Origin of the sequence: Prevotella sp. AGR2160 (assembly GCF_000424185.1) — a bacterium.
In the GTDB taxonomy this organism is placed as follows: domain Bacteria; phylum Bacteroidota; class Bacteroidia; order Bacteroidales; family Bacteroidaceae; genus Prevotella.
Map to the genome: position 1 here is coordinate 1 of NZ_AUJK01000017.1, position 20,571 is coordinate 20,571.

Sequence of the window (20,571 nt, forward strand, 5' to 3'; positions counted from 1 at the left end):
TGGAAGGCATCTTTGATACAGAAGAACGGGAAAAGAAGCAGTAAATGGAAAACCTGCAATACAGTAAATTTGCAGTTAGGCTTCTTGGTGAGACCTATCTGCTTTTCATGAATATGCAAAGAACGCATAATGCCGACAATGCGGATTATAGCCCTGTGACTGTCATTTTGTTGGAAAAATTCTTGCAGCTCTGAAAAAATTGATGTATCTTTGCGCATAGCTAAAGGTATTTGGTACTTTGTTTATTGACATTACAAAGATACTAATTTTCCGCGACTTACGGAAACCTTTAGCTATTTTTATTCACCCTATTTTGACCTTTTTATTCACTTGCGAAAGTTGAGTATGTAATAAAGGGTAAGAAATTCGTAGTGAAATAAAATAATGAGTTATTTTGGTCTTTTCCTGTAAATTCACTACCTTTGCTTCCCATGAATCCGTGAACATGTTTTTGTCCTCACAATGAGGATAAAGGGTTCGTGTGAAGAGGAATAAATTATGGTTGAGAATAAGAATCAGGAAATCAGTCGGCGGGAGCGGGCGATCACCCGTGTCACCCTGGAGGGGAGCGTCATCAACATTGTGTTGCTGACCTTCAAGTTCATTGCCGGTATCGTCGGCCACTCAGGAGCGATGATCGCCGATGCCGTACATTCGTTGTCGGACTTCATCACCGACATCATCGTCATCATCTTCGTCCATGTGAGCAGCAAGCCCATAGACCGTGACCACGACTACGGCCATGGGAAATATGAGACGCTGGCGACGGCCCTTGTGAGCATCATACTCCTCGTCGTCGGCGCCTATCTGATGTTCAGCTCCGTGGTGAAGATCTGGAGCGTCATGCGTGGCGCCGTCCTCCCGCGGCCGGGCGCCATTGCCCTCGTCGCCGCCCTGGCGAGTATCGCGCTGAAGGAATGGGCCTACCAGTTCACCGTCCGCCTCGGTAAGAAGGTCCACAGCGATGCCGTCATCGCCAACGCGTGGCATCACCGCAGTGATGCCCTCTCGTCGGTGGGTACGGCCATCGGCATCGGTGGCGCCATCCTCCTCGGCAGCCGCTGGACGGTACTCGATCCACTGGCGGCCCTCGTGGTGAGCGTGTTCATCGTCATCTCCGCCTTCAAGCTCGTCAACGGAGCCGTCGGCGAACTGACGGAGAAGAGCCTGCCGGCGGACGTGGAGCAACATATCACGGACATCGTCTGCGATGAGCCGCAGGTCAGTGCCGTCCACAACCTCCGTACACGCCATATCGGCAACGCCACGAGTATAGAGATGCACGTACGCATGCCGGGGGACCTCACGCTCTATGAGGCCCACCGGCATGCGTCGAATATCGAACATGCGCTGCGACAGCATTTCGGCAGCAACACGATCATCAGTATCCATATGGAACCCGTGAAAATCCACGGGAAATATGAGGAGCCGTCAGGCAAACGTCCTACAGCAGACTCATGATGTCGGCAACGATCTGTCCGTCCTCGAGATGATTCTCACGCAGCAGCTCGTTGACATCATAACGGTCGTATAACGACTTCTTTACGCCGAAGTTGAGTACACGGACCTCCGTAGGACCATAGAAGCGGCTGACGCGCTCACCGAAGCCGCCGTCGAGGCTGCCGTCCTCCAGGGTAATGACGAGGCGGTGGTTCTTCTTCAGGTCCGCCAGGAGATCCTCGTCGATGCCGCTGAGCCAACGGGGGTTGACCAGTGTGGCATCGATGCCCTTCCCAGTCAGGAGCTCGCGGACCCGCTCGCCCTTCTGGAAGAAGTTGCCGACGGCGATGATGGCAACGTCACTGCCACGATGGGCCACACGGAAACGGTTGATATCACTATAGTCGGTATCCACGGGCTCCGTGGCATGACAGACCTTACCGGCCGGCACACGGATGGCGACGGAGTATTTCTCCTGGTTGATGGCCCAGTTCTCCATGGCGATGAGCTCCTCGTAGGTCGTCGGGGCGAGATAGTGGAGGTTCGGGATGTGGGAGATCATAGGGATATCGAAGAAACAGATATGCGTGAAATCGTTCATCCCATAGATCGTAGCGCCCAGGATGTTGAACACGGCGGGATTGCCGTTGACGGCGAGGTCCTGTGCCAGCTGGTCATAGGTGCGCTGGAAGAAAGTGGCATAATCGCTGAAGACGGGATGGGCGCCACGCTTCGCGGCCCCGGAGGCCAGTGCCACAGCTTCCTCTTCGGCAATGCCGGCATCGATGAACTGACGACCCGCAGCCTCACGGCGCGCCTTGTTGAAGCCGAAGGAAGAGGGGGTGCCGGCGGTGATGAGCACGAGCTTCGGGTCTTTCTTCATCTTCTCGAAGAGCCAGTCGCCAAGCAGGCTGTCGATATTCTCCCCATCATCGGTATTGCGCAGGCTGCCGTCGGCGATATAGAACGGCATATGCCAGTGCCATGCCTCCTTATTCTCCACGGCGGGCTCATAGCCATGGCCTTTCTCCGTATGGATATGTACGACAACGGGGTGGTCGATGTCCTTCACCTCCCGGAAAGCGGCGATGAGCGCCGCGATGTCATTGCCCTGCTCCACATATCGATAATCGAAGCCCATGGCCCGGAAGAAGTTGCACTCTGCCTTACCCTTGGTCTCCCGGAGTAGCTGAAGGTTACGATACAGTCCTCCGTGGTTCTCGGCGATACTCATCTCATTGTCATTGACAACGATGATGATGTTCGTGCCGATCTCTGCCGCCGTATCGAAGCCCTCGAAGGCCTCACCGCCGGAGAGAGAGCCGTCGCCGATGACGGCGATAACATTCTCCTTGCCGCCGAGGATATCACGACCTTTCTGCAGGCCCGTGGCCAGGGCTATGGAGGTAGAGGTATGACCAATCTCGAAATTGTCATACTCCGCGTTCTCACGGGGTGAGGAATAGCCGGAGATGGCATTCATATCCTCTACATGGAGGAAGCCGTCGGCACGCCCCGTGAGCATCTTGTGGGGATAGCTCTGATGACTGACATCGAAGACGATCTTGTCCTCGGGGGCGTTGAAGACATAGTGGAGGGCAATCGTCGCCTCCACGAAGCCGAGGTTCGGGCCTACATGACCACCATGGTTACTCACACGGTTGAGGATTCCCTGACGGATCTCACCGGCTACGTCGTTCAGTTCTTTGATATTGAGTCCCTTGATATCTTTCGGACTCTTGATTTTCTCTAAATACATATTCTTTACCTTTTATTTCTGTCTGTATTCTTTCGGCGTCATGCCTGTCAGTTTCTTGAAGAAGCGCGTGAAATGCTGGGGATACTGAAATCCCAAGTCATCGGAAATCTGCGAGATGCTGCGCCGGCTGTCCATGAGTTTCTCCTTGCCGAGGGAGAGGACATGCTGCTGGATAAAGAGTTGGGCGCTCATGCCCGTCTCCTTGCGGACGAGGTCTCCGAAATAGCCGGGAGAGAGACAGGCTTTGTCGGCAAACCAAGCCACGGAGGGGAGGCCATGGCGACGTACCTCATCACCGGTGAAATACGCCTTGATATTCCTTTCGAAATCGGAGAGGATGTCCGAGTTGACTTTATGGCGCGTGATGAACTGCCGGTCGTAGAAGCGCTGACAGTAATCGAGGATCAGTTTGATACGGTCAGTGAGGATGGTCTGCGAGTGCTTGTCGACGGGCAGCTCCAGTTCCATACGGATAGACTGGAGGGTGTCGGTGATCATCTTCCGTTCGCGCTCCGAGAGATGGAGGCTCTCAAAGGAATCGTAATCGAAAAAATGATAATCGCCGATGGCTTTTCCCAAGGGAGTGCCGTAGAGGATGTCGGGGTGGAAGAGCAAGCCGAGGGTATGACCGGGGTGGGCCATCTGCTCATCGGTCATATCCACCTGCACCACCTGCCCCGGGGCGAAACTGACGATGGTCCCGTCGTGGTAGTCATACTCCCGGCGGCCATAGTGCAGCGTGCATTGTTTTCCGTCCTTGAGCCACAGGGCATAGAGACCATAGCGCAGTTTGACATGGTTGATCCACCGCGTGGCCTCCGCCATATCCACCACGGCGACATAAGGGTGCTGCGTGGTGAAACCGTAGGATTCATTATATTTACCGACAGAGTCGATGCTGATGATTTCTTCTGACATAATCTTCTTTTTGATTTCCGTTTGCAAAGTTACACATAAGAAATCAAAAACGTGTTACCCCATCTCATGTCTTTTTTACCTTTTATGCTTATTTAGTAGGGACATGATTTATCATGTTCCGCAAAGGTGATTTCGTTAGGGTTCGTTGTGATTCCGTTGGGGTTCGAAACCATACCCAGCAGCGTTTTGGTCGGGGATATATAGGGATTTGAGTTATACTGATCCTCAAAGGTGATTCCGCTGGGGTTCGAACCCAGGACCCACAGCTTAGAAGGCTGTTGCTCTAATCCAACTGAGCTACGGAACCAACACCCATTTACAGGAAAGGCCTGTAAATTCTGTGCAAAGGTACGGCTAATTTTTGAAATAGCGAAATCTTTGCACAGATTTTTCCTAAACAGCCCTCTTTTTCCAAAATTTTCCTTAATTTTGCAGCCGCTATGGTATTAAACTATATTTGGATCGCCTTCTTCGTCATCGCCTTCCTCTTCGGACTCGTCCAACTGGTCTTCATGGGTGACACCACCGTCATGGAGAAGATGGTACAGAGCACTTTCGACACGTCAAAGACCGCCTTTGAGACCTCGTTGGGCCTCACAGGTGTGCTGGCCCTGTGGCTCGGCATCATGAAGATCGGCGAGCGCGCGGGAGCCGTCAACGCCCTCTCACGCCTCCTCTCCCCCGTCTTCACGAAACTCTTCCCAGGCATCCCCAAGGGCCATCCCGCCATGGGTGCCATCTTCATGAATATCGCCTCCAATATGCTCGGCCTCGACAATGCCGCCACGCCGACAGGCTTGAAGGCCATGCAGGAGATGCAGAGTCTGAACCCGAAGAAAGACACGGCGACGAACCCGATGATCATGTTTCTCGTGCTGAACACCAGTGGACTGACGATCATTCCCACGACGATTCTCGCCTTCCGTGCCGCGAAGGGAGCCGCCATGCCGACGGATGTCTTCATCCCCATCCTCATCGCCACGGGTATCGCTACGCTCGCGGGTATCATCATCACGGCACTGTGGCAGAAGATCAACCTCCTGCAGCCCGTTCTCCTCGCCACCCTCGGCGGTCTCATCGCCTTCATTGGCCTCATCATCTGGGGCTTCGGACAGATGGACAAGGACACGATGGCCACGGTGACGAGCGTGACCTCCAACCTCATCCTCCTCGGCGTGATTATCACCTTTATTATAGGAGGCTTCCTGAAGAATATCAATGTCTACGACGCCTTCATTGAGGGCGCGAAGGAAGGCTTCCATACCGCCGTAAGGATCATCCCCTATCTCGTAGCCATCCTCGTGGGTGTCGGCATCTTCCGCGCCTCAGGAGCCATGGACATGCTCATCGACGGCATCGCCTGGTGCGTGAAAGCCTGCGGACTGAACACGGACTTTGTCGGAGCGCTGCCGACGGCCTTTATGAAGCCCCTCAGCGGCAGCGGCGCCCGCGGTCTGATGCTCGAGGCGATGGACAACTACGGACCCGACAGTTTCGTCGGCCGGCTGAGCTGTATCTTCCAGGGCTCCACAGACACCACCTTCTATATCCTTGCCGTCTATTTCGGCAGTGTCAACATCAAATATACGCGCCATGCCGTGGCCTGCGGTCTCCTCGCTGATCTTTGCGGTGTCATCGCTGCCATCTGCGTGGCCTACATCTTCTTCCACTAAAATATGGCAAACTTAAAATCACTAGCAAAAGATACCGCGATCTACGGACTGAGCAGCATTGCGGCACGCTTCATCGGCTATCTCCTCGTACCGATCGAGACAGCCAAGTTCAACGCCGCCGGCGGACAGTATGGTATCATCACGAATATCTACGCGTATATCGCCCTGCTGATCATCATCCTCACCTACGGCATGGAGACGACATTCTTCCGCTTCATGAACCGTCCGGGCGAGGATCCGAAGAAAGTCTATGCCACGACGTTGCGCATGGTCGCCACGACCTCGCTGGCTTTCGTGCTCCTCCTCTGGGCCTTCCTCAGTCCTATCGCGAATGCCATCGGCTATCCCGACCATCCGGAGTTTATCATGATCATGGGCACGTGCGTGGCCATCGACGCCTTCACGGCTATCCCCTTCGCTTACCTCCGCTATGCCCATAAGCCCGTGAAGTTCGCCCTGCTGAAGATGGTGAGCATCGTCGTCAACCTCGTCGGCGTGAGCCTCTACCTCATCGTGCTGCCGGACATCCACCTGAACCTCTTCCATATCTACGACGCCAACTTCGACCTGGAGGTGGTATGGGTATTCTGGATTGAACTGTCGGGCTCCATCCTCACGCTGATCCTCCTGGCGAAGGAGCTGAAAGGCTTCGCCAATCCCTTCGACAAGGCGACCTGCAAGCGCATGCTCTCCTATACGTGGCCGTTGCTCGTCATGGGCCTCGCCGGACAGCTCAACCAGTGCGCCTCACAGATTATCTTCCCCTATGTCTTCAACGGCACCCCCGAGGAGGCCCGTGTGCAGCTCGGTATCTACGGTGCCTGTATCAAGATTGCGATGATCATGGTCATGATCACGCAGGCCTTCCGCTATGCCTATGAGCCATTTGTCTTCGGACAGTCGAAGGAGAAAAACAACAAGGAGACCTATGCCCGTGTAATGAAATACTACATCATCTTCACCCTCCTGGCCTTCCTCAGCGTCATCGGATACATGGATATCATCCGCTATATCGTCGGCAAGAGCTACTGGGAGGGTCTGGAGATCGTGCCTATCGTCATGGCCGCGGAGATCATGTTCGGCATCTTCTTCAACCTCAGCTTCTGGTATAAGCTCATCGACAAGACCATCTGGGGCGCCTACTTCAGTGGCATCGGTGCCGCCGTCCTCATCGCCGTGGACATCATCTTCATCCCGCGCTTCAGCTATTGGGCCTGCGCCTGGGCCGGTTTCGTGAGCTACGGCGTGAGCATGGTGCTGAGCTATTTCTTCGGACAGAAATACTATCCCATCAACTATCCGCTAAAGGATATCGCCTTCTACACCATTGCCGCCCTCATCGCCTTCGCCATCCTCGACTTCAGCAACAACCACCTACCGATGTGGGGTGCCCTGGCCTTGAACACCGTCCTTCTCGCCGCCTTCCTGGCCCTGATCATCAAGCGCGACTTCTGGGCGCTGATCCAGGCAAGAAGACACAGATAATAAGTAGGTGTCGTCCTATTGCGGCCACGCAAGGAAGATGGGAAAATTTGTTTTTTCCATTCATCGTGGGTGCGTGGCCGCAACATGGCGGCCACCTACAATTCCCGTTAATCGTGGGTCAAATTTTGCATAGTCTCCACTCAGAATACCTCAAAATTGACACGGCTTTTGCATCATCTGTTTTTTAGTTCTGGAAAGCGAGATGCCCAAAATGCCATCTGCGCCTAGCAATCATGCAGAATCGCTCCCCTATCTATCGTGCAGAATTTTGTAAACAGCATCCACAGAAAATTATCTCTGCTGTTTACGAACCGTAAATAGCATTGTTTCTCACAAAAAATGCCATCGTTTTCTGCATAAATATCAGCCATAGTACCGAAAATGCATCATTTTCGCGAATAATTATACCATCCGACTTCCCCATTTGACAGACCCATATTCGTATCTCGCTGTCATACAGACAGATAGTAAAGTCGCCCATATTTCGGCTATTTGCGGCCTAATGCCCGTTTGGTGATTTCCGCGCCCGTCATGAACCTTTACCTCCTGTTAAAATTGAGGGAATGACGACCATGTTGCATCCACGCCCTACTTATCGAACAATCAAATCCATGTATATACGATATTAAATCACCCTACATCCATTTGGGAAGATTAATTCCCAACTCATAGAATAAGCAAAAGAGGCCCCTCAAGCGTGAGGGACTTTTTTTGTGCCTTTTTTCCTACCTAGCCGCGCTCTACAAAGGCAGATCATTCTCATTCCAATCCATGGCCCCGAGAATCTTTTCCAACTGCGAAATGGCGAAAAGTGGGCAGATGGCGATGTGGCGGACAGATTGATTGTCTTCTGAATCAATATATTCGAACTTGCCAAAATTCTCCATAGAGCACCTGACGGCATGGGAAAGGCCTTTCTCTCTCATGAACAGCCATAGACTTTTCATGCCTCCTCTTTTACCGGCCTTCACCTCAATGGGTAATACCGTCAATTTATAACTGGAGATATAATCAATCTCCGCAAGAGAACTTTTAGCCTCTCTTACCCAATAAAATAATTTGTGCCGGATATTAGGAGTCCGATATCGAAGCAGTTCCAATCCAGCCACCATTTCCGCCATAGGACCTTTGTTGACAAGATCAGATATGTCCGAAGTAAGGATATGCTCTGTCAATTCAGAGATATCGCCTGTCGTCATATTCAGCAGCCGAAGCAGAAGGCCGGTATCCAGCAACATAACCTTGCAATATGAATCATCAGCCTCACTCCCTAATGGTAATCCATTAGCGGCAGTATTTGCGACAGGTATTAAAATCCCAGCCATATAAAGCATGTCCAATGCCTTCTTCACCTCGTTAGCCTTGTATCCACCCTCCACCCGGGAATAGATAAACTTCTTAGTGACTTGTGTTGCTGCACTCTCCAGAGTTTTTCTTAGAAGAGTAGGGTCTACTTTCTTACGGTATTTCGGAAAATCATCCTCGTAAGACACTAATATATCGTCTTGTATTTCTTGGCATGAGAGATAGTCGTGTGTCGTAACCCATGTGCTTACAACTTCCGGCATCCCCCCAATAAGCAGATAATTTCTAAACTCCGCAACTAAACGATCGTATAATGGAGTTGGCAGGGGTTGATCAGCTGTTGCCATGTTTCTGGCATTCATCAAAAGCGACTCGCCGTTTGCTGCCAGAAACTCATCAAATGTCATCGGATACATGAACATCGAGTGTATTCTACCTACCCCAAAAGTGGGTAATTCGTCCAAGGCAAATTCCAACAGAGATCCGGCAGCAATCACATGCAGCCCCGGCATATCCTCCTTAAAGAAACGAAGAGACATAATGGCCTTAGGACATGCCTGTATTTCATCCAAGAACAAAAGAGTCTCACCACACACGATTGGCGTGTTGACAATAGCTGCTATTTGGGGAATGATTCTCTTGACATCTAAATCTCCTTCAAACAGCTGACTGAAGGCTGGTTGTTTCTCGAAATTGATCTCCACAAAACTTTTAAAGGTTTCTGCCAGATGGTGAACTGCTGTAGATTTGCCCCCCTGTCTGGCTCCACGTAGCAGAACCGGCTTATGGGTTGGTTTAGCGGCCCACTCAGAAAGATACTTATCTATTAATCTTGGGTAGTACATATCGCGTTTTTGATTGTTTGAATGAAAGAAAGAGGAATATTTTCGGTTGCAAATATACGGAATTTATTGCTTGCAAACAAATTAATTCTTTGTTTTTGACAAAATACAAACAATTAAAAGAGCGATTTTTGACAAAATACAAACAATTAAATCCCTTGTTTTTGACAAAATACAAACAATTAAATATAATTTCCACCGTAGGGGCGGCCCTTGTGGCCGCCCTAACGCCACAAAATCCCAATTAGGACGGCCACAAGGGCCGCACCCTACGGCGGGGAAGAGACCTGAAAAAATCTTATTGTGATCAGATGTGATGTGATCAGTGTGATCAAACCTACTTCTTCTTCGGACGACGACGGGCCCAGCCCTCCTCACTGAAATCGGGGATCTCACCCTTCAACTTGAAAGGCTTGTCCTTGATGAGGTCGCGCCACGACTCCTTTTCCCTGCCGTGGCGGGCCTGTTTGCCGCGGGAGCCATTATCTCCCTTGCGAGCCTCCTTGCGGGCGATACGGCGCTCGGCACCGGCCTTAGGACGTGCGCTGCGGCCGTGGCCACCCTCGTCGGCATCATTGCAGCGTACCTCACGGCCCTTATAGGTGGCGCCATTGATGGCGTTCATCACCTTTTCGGCATCGCCCTCGGGGACCTCGATATAGCAGAATTTCTGCAGCAGGTCGATATGGCCCACCTCCTGTTTGCTGCCGTGGATATGATGATTGAGAAACTGCATGATCTCTCCGGGATAGAAACCATCAGTCTTACCGAGGTTGATGAAGAGACGGCGATATCCGGCCTCAGCCTCATGACTGCGGCGTCCACTGCTGACGCGGCCCTTGCGGTCGCCCTTCTCGTCCTTACGGTCACTGCGCTTGCCCGTAGGCTTCTCAATGACCGGCGCGTTCTTGTAATACTCCAGGAACTTACCGAAGGTGACGGCGACCATCTTCTTGATGAGGTCTTCCTTATCGAGATATTCAAACTGGCGGTTGATATCGTCCATATACGGGGCGATCTGCTCCTCGTCGATATCCGTCTTCATGATGTCGTCCATCGTCTTGTAGAGCTGTTTCTTGCAGATCTCCTCGGGCGTGGGCAGCGTGCCGTCGACAAACTCCTTGCCGATCTGCTTCTCAATCTGACGGACCTTCCATTTCTCTTTCGTATGGATAATGCTGATCGACGTACCCTTCTTGCCCGCACGGCCCGTACGGCCACTGCGGTGAGTATAGCTCTCGATATCATCGGGCAGACCGTAGTTGATGACATGCGTGAGATCCTCTACATCGAGGCCGCGGGCAGCGACATCGGTGGCAACGAGGAACTGCACCGTATGCTGGCGGAATTTCTGCATCGTCAGGTCACGCTGCTGCTGGCTGAGGTCACCGTGGAGGGCCTCGGCGTTGTAGCCGTCCTTGATGAGCTTGTCGGCAATCTCCTGCGTCTCGAGCTTCGTACGGCAGAAGATGATGGCGAAGATACGCGGGTAATAGTCTACGATACGCTTCAAGGCCAGATACTTGTCCTTGGAGTGAACGAGATAGTAGATGTGGTTGACATGCTCGGCGCCCTCATTACGGCTGCCGACAACGATCTCCTTATAGTCGTGGAGATACTGCTGCGCGATCTTCTCAATCTCCTTGCTCATCGTGGCGGAGAAGAGGAGCGTGTTGTGGTCCTCGGGCAACTGCTCGAAGATGGCGTTGATACTCTCGGAGAAGCCCATGTTCAGCATCTCATCGGCCTCGTCGAGGACGATATTGCGGACGTTGTCGAGCTGCGCCACGCCACGGTTGATGAGGTCGATGAGACGGCCCGGCGTGGCGACAATGACCTGCACGCCCTTCTTCAACTGGCGGATCTGCGGCACGATGTCGGCACCGCCGTAGACGGGCACGATATGAAGGCCATGGATATACTTGGCAAAAGCGTTGAGATCATCGGCGATCTGCAGACAGAGCTCACGCGTGGGCGAGAGGATGACGGCCTGCGTCGTCTTCGCCTCAGCATCGGTCTTCTGCAGCACGGGGAGGCCATAAGCGGCCGTCTTGCCCGTACCGGTCTGCGCCAGTGCGATGACATCATTCTTATTGCCTAAAAGATACGGGATGACTTCTTTCTGGACCGGCATCGGCTGCTCAAAGCCCAGTTCCTCAATGGCGCGGCGAATCTCTTCGCTGACGCCTAACTGTTCAAATGTTTTCAAAATCTGTTACCTGATATTTTTTAATACGCTTCCTGTGAGGGGATAACTTCGCCCTCCCAGCCATGAAAATATCGGGCGATGATCCTCCGTTCTTAGAAATCGGGTGCAAAGGTAATGATTTTCATTGATAATCAAGGCAGAAAAAAGAGGAAAAGATATTTTTTTCTAAATTTTGGAAAATAATTTTGTAATTCAGAAATATTATCCTTATCTTTGTACAAAAATGATGATGTTATGCATATTATCAAAAGAAAGACTATCGTAGATTTCTATTTAAAGAATCCACAGTCAAAGGATGCTTTAGAAGACTGGTTTAGTAAAACCAAAAAAGCTACATGGACTAACTTTGCTGATATGAAAATGACTTTCAATAGTGTAGACAACGTTGGAAACCAACATTATGTCTTTAATATTAAAGGAAATGACTATCGCTTGGTGGCCGTGGTGAAGTTTACCATTCAAAATGTATTGATACGATTTATCGGAACCCACAAGCAATATGACCATATAAAAACGATTAATGAAATATAGCTTTATGGCAAGAATTAAGAACGAAACAGAATACAATGCATTGATGAAAAGGGTAGAAGAACTTGCTCCTCAGTTCGATGACAGCACGCCGACTTCTGACCCAAAAGTCATAGAGTACGTCATGCTCTCCAATCTTATTGAAGAGTATGAGGAGGAGCATTATCCTATTCAGACGCCTTCGTTGCCTAACGTAATTAAGTTGAGGATGTATGAAATGGGATTGACTCAGACTAAATTATCTTCTATTCTTGGTGTCAGCCCATCTAGGATAAGCGATTATCTCTCAGGTAAGAGTGAACCAACCTTACAGATTGGGCGAAAAATTAGTAAAACTTTGAATATTGATGCCAATGTTGTGCTAGGAGTATAAAAGATATGAAGTTAGCAGTATTTTGTTCAGCGAATAACGGTATCGTGGCGGAGTTTGCGGAAGCGACGACAGAGCTCGGACGATGGATGGCCACGGAAGGGCATACGCTCGTCTATGGCGGCTGCAACAGCGGGCTGATGGAGTGTATCGGCAAGGCCGTCCACGACGGCGGCGGCATGACGATCGGTGTTCTGCCTACAATGGTGGAGCGCGGCGGCCGCAAGTCCGACTTCGTCGACGTGGAGATTCCCTGCGACAACCTCAGCGACCGTAAGGACCTCATGCTCGCGCAGTGTGATGCTACTATCGCCCTGCCGGGAGGCATCGGCACGCTCGACGAGATCTTCACCGTTGCCGCCTCACATCTCATCGGCTATCATCAGAAACCGGTAATCCTCTATAATATCAACGGCTTCTGGGATCCACTCATCGCCTTGCTGGAGAATCTTGAGCAGCGCGGGATGCTCCGCGGTCATTACACTGATGATATCCGCGTCGCCAACAGTCTGGAGGAGCTGAAAAAGATACTGCTGTAACCCTTTAAACCCTTTTGACAATGGAAGTTAGAGACATTTTTGCATTAAGAAAGGAGGGAAAATTAGAAGAAGCCTATGAGGCGATCTCACGCATTTACGCTGTCCACCGCGGCCCACATACGAATCTATGTATGTTCTGGTGTACGAATGATATCTTAAAGTTACGACTGGGTATGCGGAAGGTTGAGGAGGCTCGTCGGTTGCTTTATCAACTTGTAAAGCTCTATCCGCAAACCGAGGACAGACTCATGCAAGGCAACCGGGCAATCATATCTGCAGCGCTGAAGATGGACCGTATTGTGGAGAACTTCAACCTGATCTATTTCATGCCCTATTTCAACCGGATGACCGATGCCGATTGGCAACCCTATGTCTATAATGGTCATCCCGTTCCCTCTCTCGGTCAGCAGGTCGTTAACCATCTTCTTCGGGATCTCCCGAACCGTGATGCTGAATATATCAATCAGATTGCTGATCTTTTTCGTGTGGCTATGCGAAAGTCTCCTTATTATGTAGAGAACTTGCGCCACTTGGCACAGATGCATACGCTTCTCGGACAGACAGACAAAGCCGTGGATGTCTATAAGAAAGTTTTACGGCGACACCATGAGAGCTATCTCTATGCCGAACTGGCAAAATTATTGCCAGATACAAACATGAAGATAGCTCTCTATTGTCAGGCCGTCGTCCACCAACGAAGGGAGGGGTTTGCGGCCAAATATCACCGTGAACTGGCTCTGCTCATGCAGGATAGTAATCCCCGTCGTGCTGCTTACGAGCTTCAGCAGTGTCTCCGCATCCGACAGAATAAAGGACAGCATGTATCAGCCTATACCCTCCGCTTGCAGGAGAAGTTGAAGGGCATTGAGCCCGTCACTGCCGACGACGAGCAAACCCTCTACGAGCACGCTGAGGCCGTTGTCAAAGAGTTGATAGGGTAAAGCCCCCTTCGCCGAGACCGGCTTAATTCTTAAAGCTATGTATCGGCGCGGGGATGCGACCTGTGCGGTTCACGAAATTATCGCTGGCAAACGTGCTCACGGGCATGATCGGCGCATGACCGAGGAGACCGCCGAAATCCACATGATCACCGACCTTCTTGCCGATAACGGGGATGACACGCACGGCCGTCGTCTTCTGGTTGACCATACCGATGGCCGCCTCATCAGCGATGATACCGGCAATATTCGCGGGTGTCGTATCACCGGGGATGGCAATCATATCCAAGCCTACGGAGCAGACACACGTCATGGCCTCCAACTTCTCAATACGCAGGGCACCAGCCTCCACGGCATCAATCATGCCCTGGTCCTCACTGACGGGAATGAAGGCACCACTGAGACCGCCGACGTATGAGCTAGCCATGATACCACCTTTCTTCACCTGATCGTTGAGCATGGCGAGGGCTGCCGTCGTACCCGGCGCACCGGGCTGTTCAACGCCCATCTCCTTCAGAATATCGGCCACACTGTCGCCGATGGCCGGCGTAGGAGCCAGACTAAGGTCGATGATGCCGAAGGGGATGCCGAGGCGCTTGCTGGCCTCCTTGGCAACGAGCTGGCCGACACGCGTGATCTTGAAGGCCGTACGCTTGATCGTCGTACCCAGTTCCTCGAAATTCTTACCACGCACTTCCTCCAGGGCATGCTTCACGACACCAGGGCCACTGACACCGACGCTGATGACGGCATCGGGCTCGGTGACACCGTGGAAGGCACCGGCCATGAACGGGTTGTCGTCGGGAGCATTGCAAAGGACGACGAGCTTGGCGCAGCCGATAGATCCCTGGTCCTTCGTCTTCTCTGCCGTCTCGTGGACCATATCACCCATGAGGCGCACGGCATTCATGTTGATACCCGTCTTCGTAGAGCCGACATTCACGGAAGAGCAGATCAGCTCCGTCTCGGCGAGGGCCTGGGGGATGGAGCGCATGAAGAGTTCATCGCTCGGCGTCATACCCTTGCAGACCACGGCGGAGTAGCCACCGAGGAAGTTGATGCCGACGGTATGAGCGGCCTTGTCGAGCGTCTTGCAGATCTTCACATAGTCCTCGGGGGTATGGCAGGCACTGCCGCCGATGAGGGCCACGGGGGTCACGGCGATACGCTTGTTGACGATAGGGATGCCATACTCACGCGAGATGTCCTCACCCGTCTTCACGAGGTTCTTGGCCAGATGCGTGATCTTGTTGTATACGTTATTGCACAGACGGTCGAGGTCGCTGTCCACACAGTCGAGGAGACTGATGCCCATGGTGATGGTGCGGACATCGAAGTTCTCCTGCTCGATCATCTTGTTGGTCTCGATTACATCAGAGATATTGATCATCTTCTGCTTCCTTTTATTGTTTACCTATTGATATTATACGCGGTGCATGCGGTCGAAGATCTCCTCGCGCTGGCACTTGATCTGCACGCCGAGGACCTTGCCGACCTCCTCGAGCTCCGTGTCAATCTGTTCGAAGTTCTTCGTCACCTTCGACATGTCCACCATCATCATCATGTTGAAATAGCCATGAATGATGGTCTGTGAGATATCGAGGATGTTGACATTGTTCTCTGCGAGATAGGTGCAGACACGGGCGATGATACCCACGGTATCCTTACCCACTACGGTGATAATAGCCTTATTCATTGTTGCTTGATTTTTATTGTCGTTTCGCTTTATTTCGTTGCCTCCGGAGCACAACCGATCTCACGGATCAGGCGGTCGGCATGGCCCCACTTGTCCATCATATAGACCACATAACGGATATCGACACCGATGCAGCGGGCCAGATGGCGGTCGAAGTTGATGTCGCTGGAGAGGCTGTCCCAGTTGCCGTCGAAGGCGAGACCGATGAGCTGGCCCTTACCGTTGAACATCGGCGAGCCACTGTTGCCGCCCGTGATGTCGTTGTTCGTCAGGAAGCAGAGCTGCAGCTGACCGCTCTTCTTGTCGGCATAGCGGCCGAAGTCCTTCACGGAGAGGAGCTGGTGCATGATCGGCTCGGCCTGATAGTCGATGACGCCGTTGTCGCCCTTCTTCATCTTCTCCACGATACTCTCCGCCGTGGTGTAATAGCCCGACGGCTTACCACCAAGGTCGAAGCCGCCGACCTTGCCATAACTCAGGCGCATGGTGAAGTTGGCATCACTGTAGTGGGGCTGGTCCTGCTCCATACGGATCTTGGCGGCACAGAGGTATTTCTCCTGGTCTGCGATGCTGTCCTCAAGGGCAGACGACTGCTCCTGGAGATTGGCGAGGACATCCTGCAGGTCAAGACCGTAGTTGACGCCGGCATCCTTCTTGTAGTCCTTACTGTTGAAATAGATTTTGGCGCCGGGCTTCATGATCAGGCTCTTCGTGTAGAGATCACGGGCGAAAGCCTGGTAGTTGCCGCCATACTGCTTGTCGATGGTCTGATAGAAAGCCGGGAGCCACTCCTTGTCGACATGATCGCGGTAGTTCTTCAGCAGCACGGCGAGCATCTCCTCATCGGTGGCGGCATCCCATTCGTTGCTGTTATCGTCAAACTCATGGTACTGTTTCTTCGGCTTATTCTCGGGGCCTTTCACCTCCATGCCGTTGCCGAGCTTCATGGCGCGGACATTGAACTCGATGTTGCTGCGGCGCGTGAAGGTCTCGGAGAAATTCGTCCAAACATACTCCAGCTTGCCGAGACGGCTGTAGAGAGAGGCGAGGCGGGCGAAGTCGACCTTATGGATGTCAGCCTTCGTCGTGTCCTGCCAGGCCTGGATCTTCTGTTCGAAGAGACGCTTCTGGTTGATGAGCCCGATGGAATCGATACATTTGTTCATGCCGATGGAGTTCTTCCAGTAGTTGGAGCTCTGGGCGAACTTCGAGTCGTACTTGATACGGACGGCCTCATCAGCACGCATGTGGCGCAGCATCACCTCCTGCTTGACGCCACGCACCTGGGCCCGCGGCGCATTCTCGTCATCCCGACGCACCTGGATGCCGTAGCTCGAGAGATAGCGGCTCGTGGAGCCCGGATAGCCAATGGTCATGGCATAGCTGCCGTCATCATAGCCGTCGAGGCTCACCTGAGCCCACCGCTTCGGATGATAGGGCACGTTATCCTTGGAATAGGCGGCGGGGCCACCGGTCTTCGGATCACAGTAGATACGGAATACGGAGAAGTCGCAGGTCTGCCGCGGCCACATCCAGTTGTCGGTCTCACCGCCGAACTTACCCATGCTCTTCGGCACGGTGAAGACGAGGCGGAGGTCGGTGAAGTCCTGATAAGTCGTGGCATACCATTTATTGCCCTCATAGAAGGCGTCGATATTGACGTGGAGAGTAGAGTCGATGCGCTTCACGGAGTCAGTCATAAGATTCTGCAGCGAGTCAATGACCTGCTCTTTCTCATCACTGCTCTTGATCGTCTTCAGCGCGCTCTCCACGCGGTTGGTGACATCCTCCTGGTTCTTCATGAAGGAGACGAACATATTCTCATTCGGCAACTCGTCGGCATAGGTCTTGGCGTAGAAGCCGTTGAGCATATAGTCGTGGTCGACGGTGGAATGGGAGCGGATAGCCTCGAAGCCACAGTGGTGGTTGGTGAAGACGAGGCCGTCGGGGGAGACGACGACACCGGAGCAATAGCCGGAGAAGTTGACGACGGCATTCTTCAGGGCGTTGGGGCCACTGTAGAGCTGGTCGCGGTTGAGTTGGAAACCATAGCTCTGCATCACCTCCAGCGTCTGCTCGGGGAGGTTGTAGAGCGTCCACATGCCCTCATCAGCGGAAGAGGACAGTGGGTTGCAAAGGGATAAAAGTAAGAAGCCCAAAATGGACTTTGCTTTCATTTTCTTCATTATATTGCGTAATTATTGATTATGCCGCAAAGTTACACATTTTTTTCAAGAAAATTGATATTCCGGGTAGGAATTTCCCCACAACGATCACACTGATCACATCACAAGTGATCACAATAAGCTTTTTCCAGCTCTCATGTAGGGACATGATTCATTATGATCCGGCATAATGTGGATACGTGGCCGCAACATAGCAGCATGCTTGGAAGAAATTGCGGCAATATTGAATGGCCTGCCGTCGAGTGCTTGCGCTTTGCAAGCGCAAGGAAGCGCAGATGCCCTCACATCCGACCATCGGTCGGCGGGTGCCCCTACGGAGTCACCGCCGCGCGATCTTGTCAACGAGAACAGCGATAGCTCCATCGCCCGTCACGTTGCAGGCCGTGCCGAAGGAGTCCATGGCGATGTAGAGGGCAATCATCAGGGCCTGGGCATTACTGTCGAAACCGAGGATACTCGACAACGGTGCCAGGGCAGCCATCACGGCACCACCGGGGACGCCCGGCGCGGCAACCATCATGATGGCGAGGATGAGGATGAAGTGGAGGAAAAGTCCGGGATCGTGGGGAATATTCGTCATCATGCAGATCGTCAGGGCGCAGCACGTGATCTTCATCATACTCCCCGAAAGATGGATCGTGGCACACAAGGGGATGACAAAACCGGCGATATCCTCCCGCACGCCATTCTTCAAAGCCGACTTCAGCGTCACGGGGATCGTCGCTGCCGAGGAGCTCGTGCCGAGGGCCGTGAGGTAGGCGGGCACCATCGTCCACAACTGGCGCAGGGGATTGCGATGGGCGAAGCCGCCAGCAATGGTGAACTCATAGAGCAGGATGAAGACATGGAGGATGAAGATGACGACGATGACCTGGGCAAAGACCAAGAGGATGCGGTAAGCCTCACCCGTATAGGTCATGTTGACGAAGATACCGAAGATATACAACGGCAGGAAGGGAATAATGCCTTTCTCGATGACCTTCTCGATGATGTACTTGAACTCCGTGAAGATATTCCTCAGCGTGTGGAGATGGCCATACGACGTGCCGAGGCCGACGATGAAGGAGAAGACGAGAGCACTCATCACGTCGACCATCGCGGGAATGGAGACCGTGAAGAAAGGCGCCAACTCCTGTGCCTTGTCCACGTGCGCCGGGGCTGCCGTATGGGCGAGGATGCCGGGGAAGAGCCACAGACCCGTGCCATAGCCGAGGAGACCGGCGACAACGGTATCCCCATAGGCGATAGCCACGGTGAGGAGCAACAGCTTGCCGGCATTGCTGCCGAGCTCGGCGATGGCGGGGGTCACGAGACCGATGATGATCAACGGAATCATGAACCCGAGAAACTGACTGAAGAGGCTGTTGAAGGTTACGAAGACGCGCACCCACCCCTCGGAAAAAATATTGCCCAGCGCCACACCGAGGATGATCGCGATGATGACGCGGGGCAACAAAGAAATTTTGATAGATTTCATGAGTATGTTATTTCAACAACGCCTCTGCCATGGCACGGCCGAGGGCCTCGCACTGCTCCTTCGTCGTTGCCGTCAGCCCCTGCTTCATATCCACAGGCTCTCCGACAGCCTCAAACTTCAGGCGCGTATTGTTCCAGTCCTCAATCTTCGAGACGGCCTTGCTGGCCCAGCAGTGGCTGCCGAACCATCCGAGGAGGTGGTTCTTGATGTCCTTGTTGGCAATCTCCGAGAGCAGCACCTCCATCTCATGATACAGCCCGGCATTATAGGTCGGCGCGCCGACGATGAGTCCCTTATAGCGGAAGATATCACGGAGGATATAGCTGTGATGGGTCTTCGAGACATTATACATCACGATATTCTTCACGCCGGCCTCACTGGCAGCACGGGCAATGATCTCCGCCATGCGCTCCGTATTGCCATACATCGTGCCGTAGCAGATGACGAGTCCCGGCTCCGTCTCATACTTCGAGAGCTTGTCGTAGATGCCGATGACCTTGTCGACATACTTATGCCACACGGGGCCGTGGGTAGAGCAGAGATAATCGACCTGAACCTTGCTGAGCTTCTTCAGCGCATTCTGTACGGGGACGCCATACTTGCCGACGATATTGCTGTAGTAGCGCACCATCTCCAGCCAGAATTCATCGGTGTTGATGTCGCGGTCGATAACACCACCGTTGAGGGCACCAAAGCAACCGAAAGCATCACCGGAGAAGAGCACGTTGGTCGTCGTGTCGAGCGTCATCATCGTCTCCGGCCAGTGGACCATCGGCGTCATGAAGAACTGCAGCGTGTGCTTGCCGAGGTCGAGGGTGTCGCCCTCCTTCACATCGATGGTGTCATCGCTGATCTGATAGAAGCCCTGCAGCATGTTGAAGGTCTTCTTGTTGCCGATGATCTTCACGTCGGGATAGTATTTCTTCAACAGAGAGATACTGCCACTGTGGTCGGGCTCCATGTGGTTGATCACGAGGTAGTCGATCTTGCGGTCACCGATCACGGCATGGAGATGCTCGAGAAACTGCATGAAGAAGTCCACCTCCACCGTATCAATGAGACAGACTTTCTCATCATCGATGAGATACGAGTTGTAAGACACGCCATTGGGCAACGGCCACAGGCCTTCGAAGAGGTTCTTGTTGCGGTCGTTGACACCTACATAATGAATATTTTTTGCTATTTCCATAATTCGTTGTTGATTCA

16 protein-coding genes, 1 tRNA gene and 1 pseudogene are annotated in these 20,571 nt (G+C 52.6%); 7 read left to right on the top strand and 11 right to left on the bottom strand.

Annotation, left to right across the window (positions count from 1 at the left end; all coding sequences use genetic code 11):
- A pseudogene (locus G604_RS15570) lies at nt 1-218 on the bottom strand (IS4 family transposase); the annotation flags it as partial.
- A gap of 280 nt (nt 219-498) precedes the next feature.
- Between G604_RS15570 and G604_RS0109825 the strand changes: the two are divergent.
- Nucleotides 499-1,461 (top strand): cation diffusion facilitator family transporter, encoded by a 963-nt coding sequence (locus G604_RS0109825; protein WP_028910411.1) that lies wholly within the window; start codon nt 499-501, stop codon nt 1,459-1,461.
- Here G604_RS0109825 and G604_RS0109830 read toward each other — a convergent pair.
- The 3 genes from G604_RS0109830 to G604_RS0109840 form a co-directional block, all read right to left on the bottom strand.
- Nucleotides 1,445-3,199: a 1-deoxy-D-xylulose-5-phosphate synthase gene (locus G604_RS0109830; protein WP_028910412.1), complete on the bottom strand. Its 1,755-nt coding sequence runs from the start codon at nt 3,197-3,199 to the stop codon at nt 1,445-1,447. The two genes, G604_RS0109825 and G604_RS0109830, sit on opposite strands and share 17 nt — an antisense overlap.
- A 12-nt stretch (nt 3,200-3,211) precedes the next feature.
- Entirely contained in the window at nt 3,212-4,117 is a 906-nt protein-coding gene (locus tag G604_RS0109835; RefSeq protein ID WP_028910413.1) for a helix-turn-helix domain-containing protein, read from the bottom strand.
- Between the two features lie 232 nt (nt 4,118-4,349).
- Nucleotides 4,350-4,424: transfer RNA gene (locus tag G604_RS0109840), tRNA-Arg, on the bottom strand.
- A 133-nt stretch (nt 4,425-4,557) separates the two neighbouring features.
- On the opposite strand from G604_RS0109840, the gene G604_RS0109845 reads away from it, so the two are divergent.
- Both G604_RS0109845 and G604_RS0109850 read left to right on the top strand, forming a co-directional pair.
- Complete coding sequence (locus G604_RS0109845; RefSeq protein ID WP_028910414.1) at nt 4,558-5,790, top strand: nucleoside recognition domain-containing protein; 1,233 nt, start codon at nt 4,558-4,560, stop codon at nt 5,788-5,790.
- A 3-nt stretch (nt 5,791-5,793) separates the two neighbouring features.
- The gene (locus G604_RS0109850; protein WP_028910415.1) at nt 5,794-7,275 is read left to right on the top strand and encodes a polysaccharide biosynthesis C-terminal domain-containing protein; all 1,482 of its coding nucleotides are present in this window, start codon (nt 5,794-5,796) and stop codon (nt 7,273-7,275) included.
- A 740-nt stretch (nt 7,276-8,015) separates the two neighbouring features.
- Here the strand turns inward: G604_RS0109850 and G604_RS0109855 are convergent.
- On the bottom strand, nt 8,016-9,425 hold the full coding sequence (locus tag G604_RS0109855; RefSeq protein ID WP_028910416.1) for an ATP-binding protein: 1,410 nt from the start codon (nt 9,423-9,425) through the stop codon (nt 8,016-8,018).
- Nucleotides 9,426-9,759: 334 nt separating this feature from the next.
- Nucleotides 9,760-11,631, bottom strand: a complete 1,872-nt coding sequence (locus tag G604_RS0109865) for a DEAD/DEAH box helicase (protein ID WP_028910418.1) — start codon at nt 11,629-11,631, stop codon at nt 9,760-9,762.
- A gap of 234 nt (nt 11,632-11,865) precedes the next feature.
- Here G604_RS0109865 and G604_RS0109870 point away from each other — a divergent pair, with 234 nt between their 5' ends.
- Genes G604_RS0109870 through G604_RS0109885 form a run of 4 tightly spaced genes read left to right on the top strand, consistent with a single transcriptional unit; the run spans nt 11,866 to nt 14,009 of the window.
- On the top strand, nt 11,866-12,162 hold the full coding sequence (locus G604_RS0109870) for a type II toxin-antitoxin system HigB family toxin (protein WP_028910419.1): 297 nt from the start codon (nt 11,866-11,868) through the stop codon (nt 12,160-12,162).
- 4 nt (nt 12,163-12,166) lie between these two features.
- Nucleotides 12,167-12,532 (top strand): type II toxin-antitoxin system HigA family antitoxin, encoded by a 366-nt coding sequence (locus tag G604_RS0109875; protein ID WP_028910420.1) that lies wholly within the window; start codon nt 12,167-12,169, stop codon nt 12,530-12,532.
- 5 nt (nt 12,533-12,537) lie between these two features.
- Complete coding sequence (locus G604_RS0109880; protein ID WP_028910421.1) at nt 12,538-13,068, top strand: TIGR00730 family Rossman fold protein; 531 nt, start codon at nt 12,538-12,540, stop codon at nt 13,066-13,068.
- 20 nt (nt 13,069-13,088) lie between these two features.
- A complete protein-coding gene (locus G604_RS0109885; RefSeq protein WP_196801116.1) occupies nt 13,089-14,009 on the top strand; it encodes a DUF7017 domain-containing protein in 921 nt (306 codons plus the stop codon).
- A 22-nt stretch (nt 14,010-14,031) separates the two neighbouring features.
- On the opposite strand, the gene G604_RS0109890 is transcribed toward G604_RS0109885, so the two are convergent.
- The 5 genes from G604_RS0109890 to G604_RS0109915 all read right to left on the bottom strand — a co-directional run bounded on the left by G604_RS0109890 (nt 14,032) and on the right by G604_RS0109915 (nt 20,557).
- Nucleotides 14,032-15,396 (bottom strand): PFL family protein, encoded by a 1,365-nt coding sequence (locus G604_RS0109890; RefSeq protein WP_028910423.1) that lies wholly within the window; start codon nt 15,394-15,396, stop codon nt 14,032-14,034.
- Nucleotides 15,397-15,429: 33 nt separating this feature from the next.
- Nucleotides 15,430-15,702, bottom strand: coding sequence for an ACT domain-containing protein (locus G604_RS0109895; protein ID WP_028910424.1), 273 nt, complete (start codon nt 15,700-15,702; stop codon nt 15,430-15,432).
- Between the two features lie 29 nt (nt 15,703-15,731).
- Nucleotides 15,732-17,888: a S46 family peptidase gene (locus tag G604_RS0109900; RefSeq protein ID WP_410524370.1), complete on the bottom strand. Its 2,157-nt coding sequence runs from the start codon at nt 17,886-17,888 to the stop codon at nt 15,732-15,734.
- Between the two features lie 319 nt (nt 17,889-18,207).
- Nucleotides 18,208-19,365: a dicarboxylate/amino acid:cation symporter gene (locus tag G604_RS0109910; RefSeq protein ID WP_028910426.1), complete on the bottom strand. Its 1,158-nt coding sequence runs from the start codon at nt 19,363-19,365 to the stop codon at nt 18,208-18,210.
- A 7-nt stretch (nt 19,366-19,372) separates the two neighbouring features.
- Nucleotides 19,373-20,557: an FprA family A-type flavoprotein gene (locus G604_RS0109915; RefSeq protein ID WP_028910427.1), complete on the bottom strand. Its 1,185-nt coding sequence runs from the start codon at nt 20,555-20,557 to the stop codon at nt 19,373-19,375.
- Between the last annotated feature and the right edge of the window lie 14 nt (nt 20,558-20,571).